We start from the raw sequence: 13,785 nt of genomic DNA, 5'->3' as shown, positions 1-13,785 counted from the left end.
ATAGATGAAAAGCCGACAACTAGTCGGCTTTTTCTGTTTTTAACGGATATGAAGCTTTAGCTGAATCCATTGTACGGCGCGTGTTGGTTCTAAAACTCGCTCCAACGGGCGAGAAGCGTCGCTTAAGGTGCCAATGCGGCTTGATAGGTTTGAGCGGGTAAGTACGCTTGCGAGCAACAATAAAGTATTGGCTGCCAGCAAAAGAGGCACAGCCACCTAAAGCGTTCTCCAACCACGTCCACATCGCTTGATACTTACTCATCGGAAACAACGCGTAGGTATCACAATGAATCACTTCATAATTAAGCACACCGAGCCAGTCTTTAATTCGATTTGGCGTGTACATGCGCCCACTCCAAGGCAAGCTGTTCTTTCGCCAAGGCATCAAACTGGCGAGCCCCGTCACACTGAAAGGGTTGAAGCCAGTAATGATGATATAGCCATCGTCCATCATCACTCGGTCGACTTCTCTCAATAATCGATGCGGGTCATTGCTATAATCTAATTGATGACTGAGCACCACAACATCAAAGCTTTTCTCCAAAAAGGGTAAATTATAGCCATCTGCTATCACATTATGTAATGGGTTCTGGATATCTAGGTTTACTTGATGTTGAATGTTGCATGTGCAGCTAGAAATCTCACTACTGAGGCCGCCGAGCTTGAGCATATGGTAACCAAATAGCTTTGGGCACCACTCATCGAGTCGAGTTTGAATAGATTCTCTCAACCAGTCCCCATTGTGCAACTGTGCCCAAGTGTAGGGATGTTCAAACTTCTTTCTGCTACGTGCTGGCTTCATCAATAATCTGTCTCACTTATTCTGTCGCACTGAAAGTGACTGGAGAACCAATAATGTTACATATCAAAAGCATACCTGCATTTAACGACAATTACATCTGGCTGATTGAAAATAGCGATCGCCGTTGTGCTGTCGTCGACCCTGGTGATGCGGCTCCAGTATTAGAGTACTTAGCGAACCATGAGCTAACTTTAGATGCAATCTTGATTACACACCACCACCACGATCACATTGGTGGCGTTCCAGAGTTGGTAAGACAATTTCCCGGCGTCGATGTTGTTGGCCCTCGAAATGAACCTATCCCGACATTAACGCATCCGGTTGATGATGGTGACCAGTTAGAACTGTTTGGTGAAGTCTTCCTCGTGTTAGGACTAAGCGGACACACTGCGGGTCATATTGGCTATGTGGGTGATGCCAAACTATTTTGTGGTGATGTCTTGTTCTCAGCAGGCTGTGGCCGAATCATGGAAGGCACACCACAACAGATGTTCGATGCGCTGAATAAGATCACAGCGCTGCCTCAAGAAACCGAAGTGTATTGTGCGCATGAATACACTGCAGCCAATATCGCTTTCGCATTAGCGGTTGAGCCTGATAACCAACATTTGCAGCAATATCGCGACCAAGTGAACCGACTGCGAGCCCAAAATAAGTCGACCATCCCCACAAATTTGAGACAAGAGAAGTTTGTTAACCCCTTCTTGCGCTATACCGAGCCAAGTGTAGTGAAATCAGTGTCTAATCGTACTGAGCAAACTGATCCTTTATCAGTATTTACCGCTTTACGTGCGTGGAAGAACGAATTTTAACAAATACAGACTTGTCACTCATAGGGGGTGGCAAGTATTATCATCGGCCGTTTATTAAAAAGGCTGTAACATGCGAGTTAAGTACAGCTGGGCTTTGGTATTACTACTTTCTGGTTGCCAATTAACTCAGTCAGAGAATCCAGACCAAGCTTCCAAGCAAACCAACACCTCTCCTACTAAAGAAGTTTCTCAAACGAACGTTTCACCAGATGCGACCAACAAAGAGCCAAAAGTTGAAGCACCTGTCGTTACTCCACAAACACAAGAAGATGTTTGGAAACGTATTGCTATGCAACTTGAAATGGAAGTGCCCGACCAAAAGAAGGTCGACTACTACCGAACTTGGTATCTTAAACACCCTAGTCATCTAAAAACCGTATCAAAACGTGCTGAGCCTTTCCTTTATTTGATCACCACCAAGATCGAAGAAAGAGACCTGCCTTTAGAACTGGCACTGTTGCCCGTTGTTGAAAGCTCATTTGATGCATTTGCGTATTCTCACGGTAGCGCCGCTGGCTTATGGCAGTTCATTTCAGGCACCGGTGAAGCTTACGGGCTAGAACAGAACTTCTGGTACGACGGCCGCCGAGATGTTGCCGCTTCAACCGATGCTGCATTGGATTTCCTAACCGACCTAAACAAACGTTTTGATGGCAACTGGCAACACGCAATCGCTGCCTACAATAGTGGTGGTGGACGTGTAAACAGCGCAATCCGCAAGAACAAGAAGCTTGGTAAGCCAATCGACTTCTTCTCACTGGACCTGCCAAAAGAGACTAGCAGCTACGTACCTAAGCTGCTGGCACTGGCCGACGTAATTGCCAACCAAGAAAAATATGGCATTGATATTCCTGCAATTCCAAACAAGCCGGTGCTGACTCTAGTTAACCCGGAAGAGCAACTGGATTTAGCAATCGCAGCTAACTACGCAGGCATTCCAGTAAAAGAGCTGCAAGGCTATAACCCTGCCTATAACCAGTGGGCGACGGCACCAGAAAAACACCAACAATTACTGCTTCCCTTAGATTCAGTTGAAAAGTTCAACAGAGAAGTCACGGCCAATAAAGGCAAAGGCATGAAGCTAGTACGTTACAAGGTTCAATCTGGCGACAGCATCAGCGTACTGGCAAATAAATACAACACCACCAGCAAAGTGATTCGCTCAGCGAACGGTTTGACCAACAACAATATTCGTATTGGTCAGCACCTACTGATCCCTACTTCGACTAAAGATGATAAAGCTTACGCTCTCAGCGCTTCAAACCGTCTAGCAAACACACAGTCAAAGAGTCGCGGTCAATATAAGCTAACCCACAAAGTAAAAAGTGGTGACAGCTTATGGACGATTGCACGCGCAAATAAGGTATCTCACCAATCACTTGCTAAGTGGAATGGTATGGGGCCACGCGACACGTTACGAGTTGGTCAAGAGTTGGTCATTTGGAAGAACGGTTCTGACGGTGCCATCATCCGCACCATCTTCTATAACGTAAGATCAGGTGACACAGTCAGCGGTATTGCATCAAAGTTCAAAGTAAAAAGTGCAGATGTTGTAAAATGGAACGCTTTGCAGAACAAGAAATACCTACAGCCAGGACAAAAACTGAAGCTGTATGTTGATGTAACTAAGGTAAGTGTATGAATCCGTCAAGTAACCCACTCGTCATGCTGTTGGATATATTCCGTTCACCAACAGCGTGTTTCTTAGCGCTTTATCAACGAAGTGCTTGGGGATGGCAACCCTACGTCGTATTAATGCTCAGCCCCTTTTTGTTTTGGGGTGCTTATTTTTCGAATGTAGATTTTGCATGGCTAAGTGCTGAATTGTCACAACAACTGGCTCAAACTAACCCTGACCAATTGGCGTTACTCGACAGCAACACCCTACTCGCAAGTGAAATCATCAACGACGTATTTAGCCGAACGCTAACCATCGTTTTGTTGGCATTCTGGTTTAACCTCGCAACTAAGCCAAGTCAACATCAACATAGCTTTTGGCGATGGTTTGCAGCGGCATCCGTTATCATCTTCCCTGCAGTTTTAGGCGACATTGCGAGCTACGCAAGCCTGATACTTAAGCATGGGCATGTGATGAACTACGCTGCTGACTTGAACAGCTTAAACGGCTTAATTAAGTTACCACTAACCAATGAGTGGTCACAGTTTGCTAGCTCGTTGCCACTATTATTACCATGGTACATCGTACTGGGTTATGCAGCGGTATTAACTTGGACTGAGTTTGAACGTGGTCAAGCATTGGTAATTTCTGGCTTACCATGGATTGGCTACTACCTAATCTGGGCGCTCTACATTTTAATCTTCTAAGCTGAAGAGATAAAAAGAAGGCTGGCGAAAATTCACTCGTCTATTTAGCCTTAAACGTCACTCGCATTGGGTTATGATCAGAAGCGTCCGTAATGGGCGCTTTTGCTTTTTCTACCTCGAGCCCTCGATAGAACACATGGTCTAGCACTAAACCCGTAATAAATTGAGTGCGATCATCTGGATCAAAAGCAACCTCTGTCAAACCAACCTTTTCCAACGCATCTTTCAATACAGCGAAGCGAGCCTCACTCCAACTATTAAAATCCCCAGCAAAAATAACAGGCCCACGATACTTTTGCAGATTGTCAGTTAAGCTCTTGAGCTGAGCCTCGTAATCTTCGGTACCAAAGGTAAAGTTCACAGCATGAATATTAATCACCGCCAGTTCTTCGCCATTACTGAGCAGGTAACGAGACCAAAGCGCGGATTTAGGCAATTGAAGCCAAGGTTCTTCATGAGTATAAGCACAAGCTTCGATCGGTAAATGCGTCGCTAAGTTAAGTACACCAGCACTTTTCTCAAAGGCTTCAAACGCATTAACTCGTGTACTTCCCCACTGACCACTTGTCACCCATTGGCGAAGCCCTTCTGTCATACTCGCTTCTTGCAGCAAAACTAAATCGCTACCTGCTGACAGCTTATTCAACTCACTCTGCCAATTACTGCGGTTTTGCTTGTAGATATTCCACACGGTAATATCTAAGCCGTCAGACACATCAATCGCTTTCGGTGCAGAGTTTTGGTAACAGCTGTAGATGTCGTTGCTGGTACTTTGAGAGGAAGTGATCAGGTTGGGTTTATTCGGTATCACAAAGATAAAATGAAAACTAACGACAACAAGCGTTATCAGCAGTGTGATAACAATGATGGTTTTCTTAAACATACAGCACCCTACCAGAAATGAAAAAGGAGCGATAAACGCTCCTTTTAGGGTAATAGTTTTTTTATACGGCGTCTTCGTCTTCTTCGCCAGTACGAATACGTACCACACGTTCAACGTCAGTAATGAAGATCTTACCGTCACCAATTTTACCTGTTTGAGCCGTCTCGATGATGGTATCAACACATTGGTCAGCCACTTCGTCGGTCACAACGATTTCTAATTTCACTTTAGGTAAAAAGTCGACCATGTACTCTGCGCCACGATATAGCTCAGTATGACCTTTCTGACGTCCAAAGCCTTTAACTTCAGATACTGTCATACCCGTAATACCCACTTCTGCAAGTGCTTCACGTACATCATCAAGTTTGAATGGCTTGATAATGGCTTCAATCTTTTTCATGTTCATCCCTTAAACTGTGCGAATGGCTCATTATCGGTTAGCTATAGTAAACATTCAATGAAAAAAGCCAGAGCATTAAAGCTCTGGCTCGAAATTTATCATCTTGTTTAATCAGCGCTTTAAGAAGGTTTTACTTAAGGCTTGCGTAGTAAGCGGCTAGGTTAGCAATATCTGCATCATTCAGCATTGAAGCTTGAGCCTTCATTACAGCGGCCAAACCGCCGGTGCGCTGGCCGTTCTTATATGCGTTAATTGATGAAGCGATGTATTGCTCGTTTTGACCTTTAAGGTTTGGGTAGCCTGGGATCACTGCGATACCGTCAGCACCATGACATGCTGCACAGATTGCTGCTTTAGCTTGACCCGCAGCAACATCACCCGCCAGAGCGTTACCACTCAATAGTCCAAATCCAAGAACTAATCCTAGTGTAATTTTCTTCATTGCATATTCCATTAATTATTTTTATTAAAGTGACGGTGAATTGTGACACAAACTTTTTCTACTTGCTCCAAAGCGCTTCACAATCTTGACCTTCGTAGTTTTTATCTACGAATAAGCCTAAAACAGCGATCACTCGATCACCATCCATTAATATCGGCGTTCTGCGTCTTAACCAACTGGGTACTTGGTACTCTTGAAACAACTTTTTCAGCTTCCTGCTATGACCGCGCCCAACAGGGTGAGCCGATAATCCTTCGGGGTTAAAGGTAACACGTAATACCGCATTTTGGTTTGGTAAGCTGAACGTTTGTACACGACGACCAGGTTCGGACTCAGGTCCCCCCAGTTGCAAGCTGACACCTCCCAAGCCATCAGGCAGAACCAACCTTCCTCCAACAGAAACGTCACCTTGCCAGCCCGATAGATCTTTAGTCTCTCGAACCAAATAGAGTGTTTGATTAAAACGCCTAACTTCAACGCCGTTTAACACCAGCTTAGGGTTAGCATCAAGCTGAGCACACGCCACTTCCTCCCAGATAAGCTGGAGTTGCTTTTGACTCGGCATCGGTTGATTACAATGGTTAAGCCACATTCTTAATAAACGTGCGCGTAGTAAACCAGAGTGCTGGTATAACGCTTCGATGCTTAAGCTTTGGTTCTGGTTGCCACCTAAAGCTTGCTGTAAGTGGGATTCTAACAACTCATCCAACAGTAACTCTTGCTCTGCACATAGCTGAGCGCTGCGACTGACCGACTCTCGGAAACTAGGCCAACGCTCGGTCAGAGCCGGAGTGACTTGATGACGAATAAAATTGCGGTCAAAGCGAACGTCTTGATTACTCTCATCTTCTACCCAAGTTAAAGCCATATCGCGCGCCGCCCCTTCAATATCCGTTCTCGTCACCGACAGCAGTGGGCGAACGATATAAGCATTAGCAAACGGCATCACTTTCGCCATTGAAGAGAGCCCTTTCGGACCACTGCCACGCTTCAACGCCAACAAGAAAGTCTCGACTTGGTCATCGATGTGTTGACCTGTAACTAATACATCACCTTGTCTAATATGCTTTTTAAAGGCTTGGTATCGCGCGTCTCGAGCCAACTTTTCAACGCTTTCTCCACTGCTGATATCTAGCGAGACTCGTTCAATGAACAAGGAAACCGACAAAGCATCACACCATGCTTGGCACTGCCCTGCCCAGTAATCAGCATTGTTGCTTAAGCCATGATGAACATGTACCGCACAGCACTCAATGTGATGGGACTTAGCGTATTGTGAAGCTAGCTCCAACAAAACTCGTGAATCGACACCACCACTAAAAGCAACCACCAACCGACAAGGTTTGAGCTCGCTTTGGCTAAGTACAAATGTGAAGGTATCAATTAAGTGTGTCATGAGACTAATAAACCAAGAAATCGTGTGTGACGGGATAATGTCTTAATAATAAAAAAGGGTTGGCACTGAGTCCAACCCTTTCATCATTTGTTCGTATAGCTAGAGCCTTATCGCTAAGGCAACTTATCAGCAGTAACCGTAGCTCATTAGGCGCTGGTAACGACGCTCAAGCAACGTTTCGTTGTCGAACTGCTCTAGCTCTTCTAGCTGTTTAACTAACATGTCTTTCATGTTCTGAGCCGTTTGTGCAGGGTCACGGTGCGCGCCGCCTAGAGGCTCTGGAATGATTTCGTCGATAAGCTCAAGCTCTTTAAGACGAGGAGCAATCAGGCCCATCGCTTCAGCTGCTTGTGGTGCTTTATCTGAATCGCGCCATAGGATTGAAGCACAACCTTCTGGAGAGATTACTGAGTACGTAGAGTACTGAAGCATGTTCACGTAGTCACCAACACCAATCGCTAGTGCACCACCAGAACCGCCTTCACCCACAACGTTACAAATAACAGGAACTGAAAGGCCAGCCATCACTTTTAGGTTTTTAGCGATAGCTTCAGATTGACCACGCTCTTCAGCGCCAACACCTGGGTATGCGCCCGCAGTGTCGATGAAAGTAATAATAGGCATGTTGAAACGCTCAGCGGTTTCCATTAGACGAAGCGCCTTACGGTAACCTTCTGGCTTTGGCATACCAAAGTTACGGATCACTTTCTCTTTAGTCTCACGACCTTTCTGGTGGCCAATAACCATAACAGGACGGCCATTTAGACGAGCCATACCACCCACAATAGCTTTGTCGTCAGCGTAAGCGCGATCGCCCGCCATCTCTTCAAACTCTGTGAATGCATGCTCCAGGTAATCTTTGGTGTAAGGACGTTGAGGGTGACGAGCAAGTTGAGCTACCTGCCATGCACCTAAGTCACTAAAGATTTTCTGTTTAAGCTCTAAGCTTTTTTTCTCTAGTTGTTCGATTTCTTTGTCTAGATCTACCGCTGTGTCACCACCGTGACGCGAAACGTCACGTAGCGCTTCGATTTTTGCTTCAAGTTCAGCGATAGGCTTTTCAAATTCTAGAAAGTTCAGGCTCATCTATGAATCCTTGTTGATTCAGCTCCGCATTCGCGAAGCTAAATTTTAGTTAAATTCGAGTTCTACTTGGCTATTTCCAAGCAGCTGTTTTAATTCGTCTAGTAATGTATCACTTGGCGTCACACGCCATTCTGTGCCCAATGTTAACCGCGCTCTAGCGTCGGCACGCTGGTAGTATACATTGACTGGGACCGTTCCGGCTCTATAAGGTTCTAAGATTTGACTAAAGCGTTCAAAAAATTGACCGTTAATTTGGGATTGGTCGATAGATATCGACACCCCACGAGCATATTTCTCACGGGCGCTTCCTAAGTCCATGACCTCGCGCGCGGACATTTTAAGCCCGCCATTGAAATCATCAAAGCTGACCTGTCCGGAAACGACCACAATTTTGTCTTTTTCGAGCAATTCTGCGTAGCGATCGAGCGCATCCGAGAACAACATCACTTCCATTCGGCCCGAACGGTCATCAAGTGTCATCAAACCGATTCGCGTACCGCGCTTTGTCGTCATCACTCTCGCAGCAATCACCAAGCCAGCAATCGTTAGTGATTGGTCACGACGCGTTGGCGTGGCATCTTTTAAGCGACAGCTGGTGTATTTCGCTAACTCTTTGATGTAAGCATTAACCGGGTGACCCGTTAAATACAAACCAAGCGTTTCACGTTCACCCTCAAGCCAAACCTTCTCAGGCCATTTAGGCACTTGGGTATACTTGTGCTCAACCTCTTCCGGAGCGTCGGTCAACACACCAAACATATCAGATTGACCAAAAGACTCGGCATGGTGATGTTGGCTCGCCGCCTTCACCGCATCTTTCAAAGATGCCATCATCGCCGCTCGGTGAGGACCTAATCTATCTAAGGCTCCGGATAGAATCAACTTTTCGATAACACGTTTGTTGACCTTCTTCAGATCAAGGCGTGCACAGAAGTCGAATAAGTCTTTAAAGTAACCGCCTTTGTTTCGCGCTTCAATGATTGCTTCAATAGGGCCTTCACCGACCCCTTTGATCGCACCGATGCCATAAACAATCGCGCCATCTTCATCGACGTTAAAGCGGTACAGACCCGAGTTGATATCTGGTGGCAAAAGCTTGAGCTTCATACGGAAACATTCATCAACAAGGCCGATAACCTTCTCGGTGTTATCCATATCCGCCGTCATTACCGCAGCCATAAATTCCGCTGGGTAGTGCGTTTTCAGCCATAGCGTTTGATAAGAAACCAGTGCGTATGCAGCCGAGTGAGATTTGTTAAAGCCGTAGCCCGCAAATTTCTCTACCAAGTCAAAGATCTTCATGGCAAGTTCGCCATCAACACCGTTGGCTTCAGCGCCCTCTTTAAAGGTACCACGCTGTTTCGCCATCTCTTCTGGCTTTTTCTTACCCATCGCACGACGCAACATATCCGCGCCGCCAAGCGTATAGCCTGCCAGAATCTGTGCAATCTGCATTACCTGTTCTTGGTACAGGATGATGCCGTAGGTAGGTTCTAGTGTCTCTTTCAGTGATTCGTGTTGCCACGTTTCATCAGGGTAAGATACCGCTTCACGGCCGTGTTTACGGTCGATAAAGTTATCTACCATGCCTGATTGCAGAGGACCCGGACGGAACAGGGCTACCAATGCGATGATATCTTCAAAACAGTCGGGCTGTAGACGTTTAATCAGGTCTTTCATACCACGCGATTCCAGCTGGAATACCGCGGTGGTTTCAGAATTTTGTAATAGATTGAACGACGCTTGGTCATCAAGAGGAATCGACTCGATACGAACCGGCTCTTTACCCTCTTTCTTCAAACGTGGGTTCACTAGGCCTAACGCCCAGTCGATGATGGTCAGGGTACGCAGACCCAAGAAGTCGAACTTAACCAAGCCAGCTGTTTCAACGTCATTCTTATCGAATTGCGTTACTGGGAAGTTACCTTCAGCATCGGCATAAATTGGTGCAAAATCGGTGATCGTGGTAGGTGATATAACAACACCACCCGCATGCTTACCGGCATTTCGCGTACAACCTTCAAGGATGCGACACTTATCAATTAGCTCACGGACTTCTTCATCGCCATCGTAAAGCTCTGGCAATGCCGGTTCAGCAAGGAACGCTTTTTCGAGCGTCATGCCCGGATCTGGCGGTACAAGCTTTGAGATTCGATCGACGAAACCAAACGGGTGTCCCAGTACACGGCCTACGTCACGGATTACCGCTTTTGCCGCCATGGTACCAAAAGTGATGATCTGAGATACCGCATCACGACCATACATTTCAGCAACGTGATCAATTACTTGGTCACGTTTATCCATACAGAAGTCGATATCAAAATCGGGCATCGATACACGTTCTGGGTTCAAGAAACGTTCGAAAAGTAGATCGTACTCAAGCGGATCAAGGTCGGTGATATCAAGCGCGTAAGCCACCAAAGAACCGGCACCAGAACCACGCCCTGGACCTACGGGCACATCGTTGTCTTTTGACCACTGGATAAACTCCATTACGATCAAGAAATAACCTGGGAAACCCATGTTATTGACAACTTCGAGCTCGATCTTAAGTCGCTCATCGTATTCCGGCCTGCGCTCAGCACGAACTTTTTCATCTGGGAATAGGAACGCTAGACGTCGCTCAAGACCTTCTTCAGATTTCTTGATCAGGAAGTCTTCAATCGCCAAACCTTCCGTTGGGAAGTTAGGCAGGAAGTATTCGCCCAGACGAACCGTTACATTACAACGCTTGGCAATCTCAACACTATTCTCAAGTGCTTCAGGTATATCTGAGAACAACTCGCACATCTCTTCTTCGCTACGAAGATACTGTTGTGCGCTGTAATTTTTAGGACGACGAGGATCGACCATCGTGAAGCCATCATGAATCGCCACGCGGATTTCATGGGCATCAAAAAGGTCTTCTGTAAGGAATACTACTTCGTTGGTCGCAACAACAGGCAAGTCTTCTTGCTCAGCAAGCTCTAACGCGAAGTGCAGGTAAGACTCTTCATCCGGACGTCCAGTACGAATCAGTTCCAAGTAAAAACGATCGGCGAAGTACGTTTTGTAAAACTCGACGCTGCTTGCCACCAGCTCACGGTTGCCTTTCAGTAACGCCTTACCAATCTCACCTTCCTTCGCACCCGATAGGATAATTAGGCCTTCGGCATTCTCAATTAGCCACTCTTTATCAATAACAGGCTGATGCTGAACATGACCGCGAAGGTAGGCTTTTGAGATAAGCAGCGTTAGATTGTTATAACCTTTATTGTCGGTTGCAATGACGGTGAGCTTGGTCAACTCGTCACCGAACTCTGGAGACTGCATTAGGAAGTCAGCACCAATAATTGGTTTAACCCCGCACCCATGAGCAGTACCGTAGAACTTAACCAAACCACACAGGTTGGTAAAGTCGGTAAGTGCTAGAGCAGGCATACCCATTTCAGCGACTTTTTTAACTAATGGAGGCACCTTGGATAGGCCATCCACCATAGAAAAATCACTGTGTACGCGTAGGTGAACAAATTTTGGATCTGACATTATTTTTCCTGAGTTCTAGGTTTGAGCCTAGGATTACAACTGTGTGTATTCTATTTTTTTCTACCGCAAGTTAGCAACTTTATTCGAAGCCCAGCTCTAGTTAACGTAAGCTCTAGTCTATATAGAGCTTAATCAATACGCTCTAATCTATGCCAAGAATACGTTTTACTGGCTTAAAGCTCTTACGGTAGTGCTCGGTTACGCCATGTTTTTCAATCGCTTCGAAATGCGCTTTAGTCGGGTAACCTTTATGTTTAGCAAAACCAAACTCTGGATGAAGTTTATCAAGCTCTTCCATCTCTTGGTCTCGAACGACTTTAGCGATAATCGACGCCGCACTGATTTCAGCCACTCGCAAGTCACCCTTTACAATAGCAAGACCGTCCATTGGCAGTTCTGGGACACGGTTTCCATCGATTAGCGCCATATCAGGTTGAACGCTCAACCCTGCGATAGCTCGCTGCATAGCAACCATCGTCGCTTGTAGAATATTCAACTCATCAATTTCTTGTGGAGAACAACGACCAACAGACCATGCCAGAGCTTTCTCTTTAATTTCTGGAAGCAAAGCTAGGCGCTTTTTCTCAGATAATTTCTTTGAGTCGTTCAAGCCTTCGATTGGGTTGTTTGGATCGAGGATAACCGCAGCGGTCACTACATCGCCAACCAAAGGGCCACGGCCTACTTCATCCACACCAGCAAACAACTGGTAACCTTGCGGGTACTCAAAAGGAGGAAGCTCTTTTTTCTCTTTTACTGCCATAACTAATCTCTTAATGTTCTGTAAGTAAGCGCTTTATGCTTCAACAAAAGGTCGGTCAATCAACTTCAATACCGCGTTAGCGGCTTGTTTGTCTGCGTCTTTGCGGATCCAATGATGCATCTCAGTAAAACGTTCGATCAAGGCACTGTTATCGGCTGATAGCATCTTATCGACAGATGGGAACAAAAAGTCTGGGTGACACTCTTCAAGAATATGCTCTTTGACGATCTCTTCCCCAGCCAAGATATTCGGCAATGATACAAACTCAGTGATCGCCAACTTCTTAACAATGTAACCTGTCAGCTTATTTACTTTGTAACCAACCACCATAGGGCGCTTAAGTAACATACATTCAAGAGCCACGGTACCTGAAGCCAAGAGCACAGAATCAGCAGCGGTAATCACGTTGGTTGCCGTATCTTCGACTAACGTGAATTCAAGCTCAGGTGCAGTCGATTGCCAGATTTCAGTAAACTGCTTTTTACGCTGCTCATTAACGAGCGCAACAACAAAATTGATATCCGGATACTTATGCTTAATACGCTGGCAAGTTTCGATAAATGGCTGAGCAATCAAACCCATCTCACCACCACGACTGCCCGGCAATACGGCCAACCACTGCTTGTCTTGATCAAGACCTAAAAGCTCTCGCGCATTCTGTTTACTTGGCTCTAAAGGAATCGCATCTGCCAACGTATGACCAACAAACTCACAGGCAACGTTATATTTATCGTAGAACGCTTTTTCGAACGGCAAGAAAGCCAATACCAAGTCAGTTGCTTTATCGATTTTAAAGATACGCTTTGGACGCCAAGCCCATACTGAGGGGCTCACGTAATGCACCGTTTTGATACCAGCATTTTTAAGGTCTAACTCAAGCCTTAGGTTAAAGTCGGGCGCATCGATACCTACAAACACATCTGGCGGGTTTTGAGTGAAATACTTAACTAGCTCTGCTTTTACCTTCAACAAACGAGGTAAACGGCCAAGTACTTCAACTAAGCCCATAACGGCCAGCTCTTCCATCTCGAAAAGAGACTCACAACCGAGCGCCTTCATTTTTGGCCCGCCAATGCCAACGAACTCAGCATTTGGGTACTGTGATTTGATCGCTTTAATAAAGCCTTCACCAAGCGTGTCGCCAGAGAGTTCGCCGACAACAATACCTACGCGCAGTGGTTCATTCGAAACAAAGTCCGAGCTATTGGTTGCTGCTTCTTGCTGTGCCATAGTTTTCCAATTCCCTTCTTGCCTAAAACAAAAAAAGATCGCCTAACAAGTAGCGATCTTTTTGTTATACCATTCTGATGAAGTAATTATTGTCATACTCACATTGATTGGTACATAACCA

12 protein-coding genes are annotated in these 13,785 nt (G+C 45.8%); 3 read left to right on the top strand and 9 right to left on the bottom strand.

Annotation, left to right across the window (positions count from 1 at the left end):
• Positions 1-19: 19 nt before the first annotated feature.
• Positions 20-802: a class I SAM-dependent methyltransferase gene (locus QQ041_RS14840; protein WP_146492106.1), complete on the bottom strand. Its 783-nt coding sequence runs from the start codon at positions 800-802 to the stop codon at positions 20-22.
• A gap of 53 nt (positions 803-855) precedes the next feature.
• On the opposite strand from QQ041_RS14840, the gene gloB reads away from it, so the two are divergent.
• The 3 genes from gloB to QQ041_RS14825 all read left to right on the top strand — a co-directional run bounded on the left by gloB (position 856) and on the right by QQ041_RS14825 (position 3,939).
• Positions 856-1,614, top strand: coding sequence for a hydroxyacylglutathione hydrolase (gloB, locus tag QQ041_RS14835; protein ID WP_146492105.1), 759 nt, complete (start codon positions 856-858; stop codon positions 1,612-1,614).
• A gap of 70 nt (positions 1,615-1,684) precedes the next feature.
• Positions 1,685-3,256, top strand: a complete 1,572-nt coding sequence (locus tag QQ041_RS14830; protein WP_285954321.1) for a LysM peptidoglycan-binding domain-containing protein — start codon at positions 1,685-1,687, stop codon at positions 3,254-3,256.
• A complete protein-coding gene (locus tag QQ041_RS14825; RefSeq protein WP_061018600.1) occupies positions 3,253-3,939 on the top strand; it encodes a YIP1 family protein in 687 nt (228 codons plus the stop codon). Before QQ041_RS14830 ends, QQ041_RS14825 begins: the two co-directional genes overlap by 4 nt.
• A 40-nt stretch (positions 3,940-3,979) precedes the next feature.
• Here the strand turns inward: QQ041_RS14825 and QQ041_RS14820 are convergent, their stop codons facing one another.
• From QQ041_RS14820 to lpxB, 8 genes are all read right to left on the bottom strand, one after another.
• Positions 3,980-4,822, bottom strand: a complete 843-nt coding sequence (locus tag QQ041_RS14820) for an endonuclease/exonuclease/phosphatase family protein (RefSeq protein WP_146492103.1) — start codon at positions 4,820-4,822, stop codon at positions 3,980-3,982.
• Between the two features lie 61 nt (positions 4,823-4,883).
• Complete coding sequence (glnB, locus tag QQ041_RS14815; protein WP_004738609.1) at positions 4,884-5,222, bottom strand: nitrogen regulatory protein P-II; 339 nt, start codon at positions 5,220-5,222, stop codon at positions 4,884-4,886.
• Between the two features lie 130 nt (positions 5,223-5,352).
• On the bottom strand, positions 5,353-5,664 hold the full coding sequence (locus QQ041_RS14810; protein ID WP_285954320.1) for a cytochrome c: 312 nt from the start codon (positions 5,662-5,664) through the stop codon (positions 5,353-5,355).
• A gap of 58 nt (positions 5,665-5,722) precedes the next feature.
• A complete protein-coding gene (gene tilS / locus QQ041_RS14805; protein WP_285954319.1) occupies positions 5,723-7,060 on the bottom strand; it encodes a tRNA lysidine(34) synthetase TilS in 1,338 nt (445 codons plus the stop codon).
• Positions 7,061-7,186: 126 nt separating this feature from the next.
• Entirely contained in the window at positions 7,187-8,146 is a 960-nt protein-coding gene (accA, locus tag QQ041_RS14800) for an acetyl-CoA carboxylase carboxyl transferase subunit alpha (protein ID WP_017060731.1), read from the bottom strand.
• Between the two features lie 45 nt (positions 8,147-8,191).
• Positions 8,192-11,671: a DNA polymerase III subunit alpha gene (gene dnaE / locus QQ041_RS14795; protein WP_019821617.1), complete on the bottom strand. Its 3,480-nt coding sequence runs from the start codon at positions 11,669-11,671 to the stop codon at positions 8,192-8,194.
• A 142-nt stretch (positions 11,672-11,813) separates the two neighbouring features.
• On the bottom strand, positions 11,814-12,434 hold the full coding sequence (rnhB, locus tag QQ041_RS14790; protein WP_048606660.1) for a ribonuclease HII: 621 nt from the start codon (positions 12,432-12,434) through the stop codon (positions 11,814-11,816).
• 33 nt (positions 12,435-12,467) lie between these two features.
• Complete coding sequence (gene lpxB / locus QQ041_RS14785; RefSeq protein ID WP_146492101.1) at positions 12,468-13,664, bottom strand: lipid-A-disaccharide synthase; 1,197 nt, start codon at positions 13,662-13,664, stop codon at positions 12,468-12,470.
• Between the last annotated feature and the right edge of the window lie 121 nt (positions 13,665-13,785).

Source organism: Vibrio sp. TMPB1044, from assembly GCF_030442075.1.
Classification (GTDB): Bacteria; Pseudomonadota; Gammaproteobacteria; order Enterobacterales; family Vibrionaceae; genus Vibrio; species Vibrio satsumensis.
This window is presented reverse-complemented; position numbering and strand designations above follow the sequence as displayed.

Coding starts and splice junctions, on each gene's coding strand:
- lpxB (WP_146492101.1), bottom strand. CDS start 13,664: ATGGCACAGCAAGAAGCAGCAACCAATAGCTCGGACTTTGTTTCGAAT.
- QQ041_RS14830 (WP_285954321.1), top strand. CDS start 1,685: ATGCGAGTTAAGTACAGCTGGGCTTTGGTATTACTACTTTCTGGTTGC.
- QQ041_RS14820 (WP_146492103.1), bottom strand. CDS start 4,822: ATGTTTAAGAAAACCATCATTGTTATCACACTGCTGATAACGCTTGTT.
- QQ041_RS14840 (WP_146492106.1), bottom strand. CDS start 802: ATGAAGCCAGCACGTAGCAGAAAGAAGTTTGAACATCCCTACACTTGG.
- rnhB (WP_048606660.1), bottom strand. CDS start 12,434: ATGGCAGTAAAAGAGAAAAAAGAGCTTCCTCCTTTTGAGTACCCGCAA.
- gloB (WP_146492105.1), top strand. CDS start 856: ATGTTACATATCAAAAGCATACCTGCATTTAACGACAATTACATCTGG.
- glnB (WP_004738609.1), bottom strand. CDS start 5,222: ATGAAAAAGATTGAAGCCATTATCAAGCCATTCAAACTTGATGATGTA.
- tilS (WP_285954319.1), bottom strand. CDS start 7,060: ATGACACACTTAATTGATACCTTCACATTTGTACTTAGCCAAAGCGAG.
- QQ041_RS14825 (WP_061018600.1), top strand. CDS start 3,253: ATGAATCCGTCAAGTAACCCACTCGTCATGCTGTTGGATATATTCCGT.
- QQ041_RS14810 (WP_285954320.1), bottom strand. CDS start 5,664: ATGAAGAAAATTACACTAGGATTAGTTCTTGGATTTGGACTATTGAGT.
- accA (WP_017060731.1), bottom strand. CDS start 8,146: ATGAGCCTGAACTTTCTAGAATTTGAAAAGCCTATCGCTGAACTTGAA.
- dnaE (WP_019821617.1), bottom strand. CDS start 11,671: ATGTCAGATCCAAAATTTGTTCACCTACGCGTACACAGTGATTTTTCT.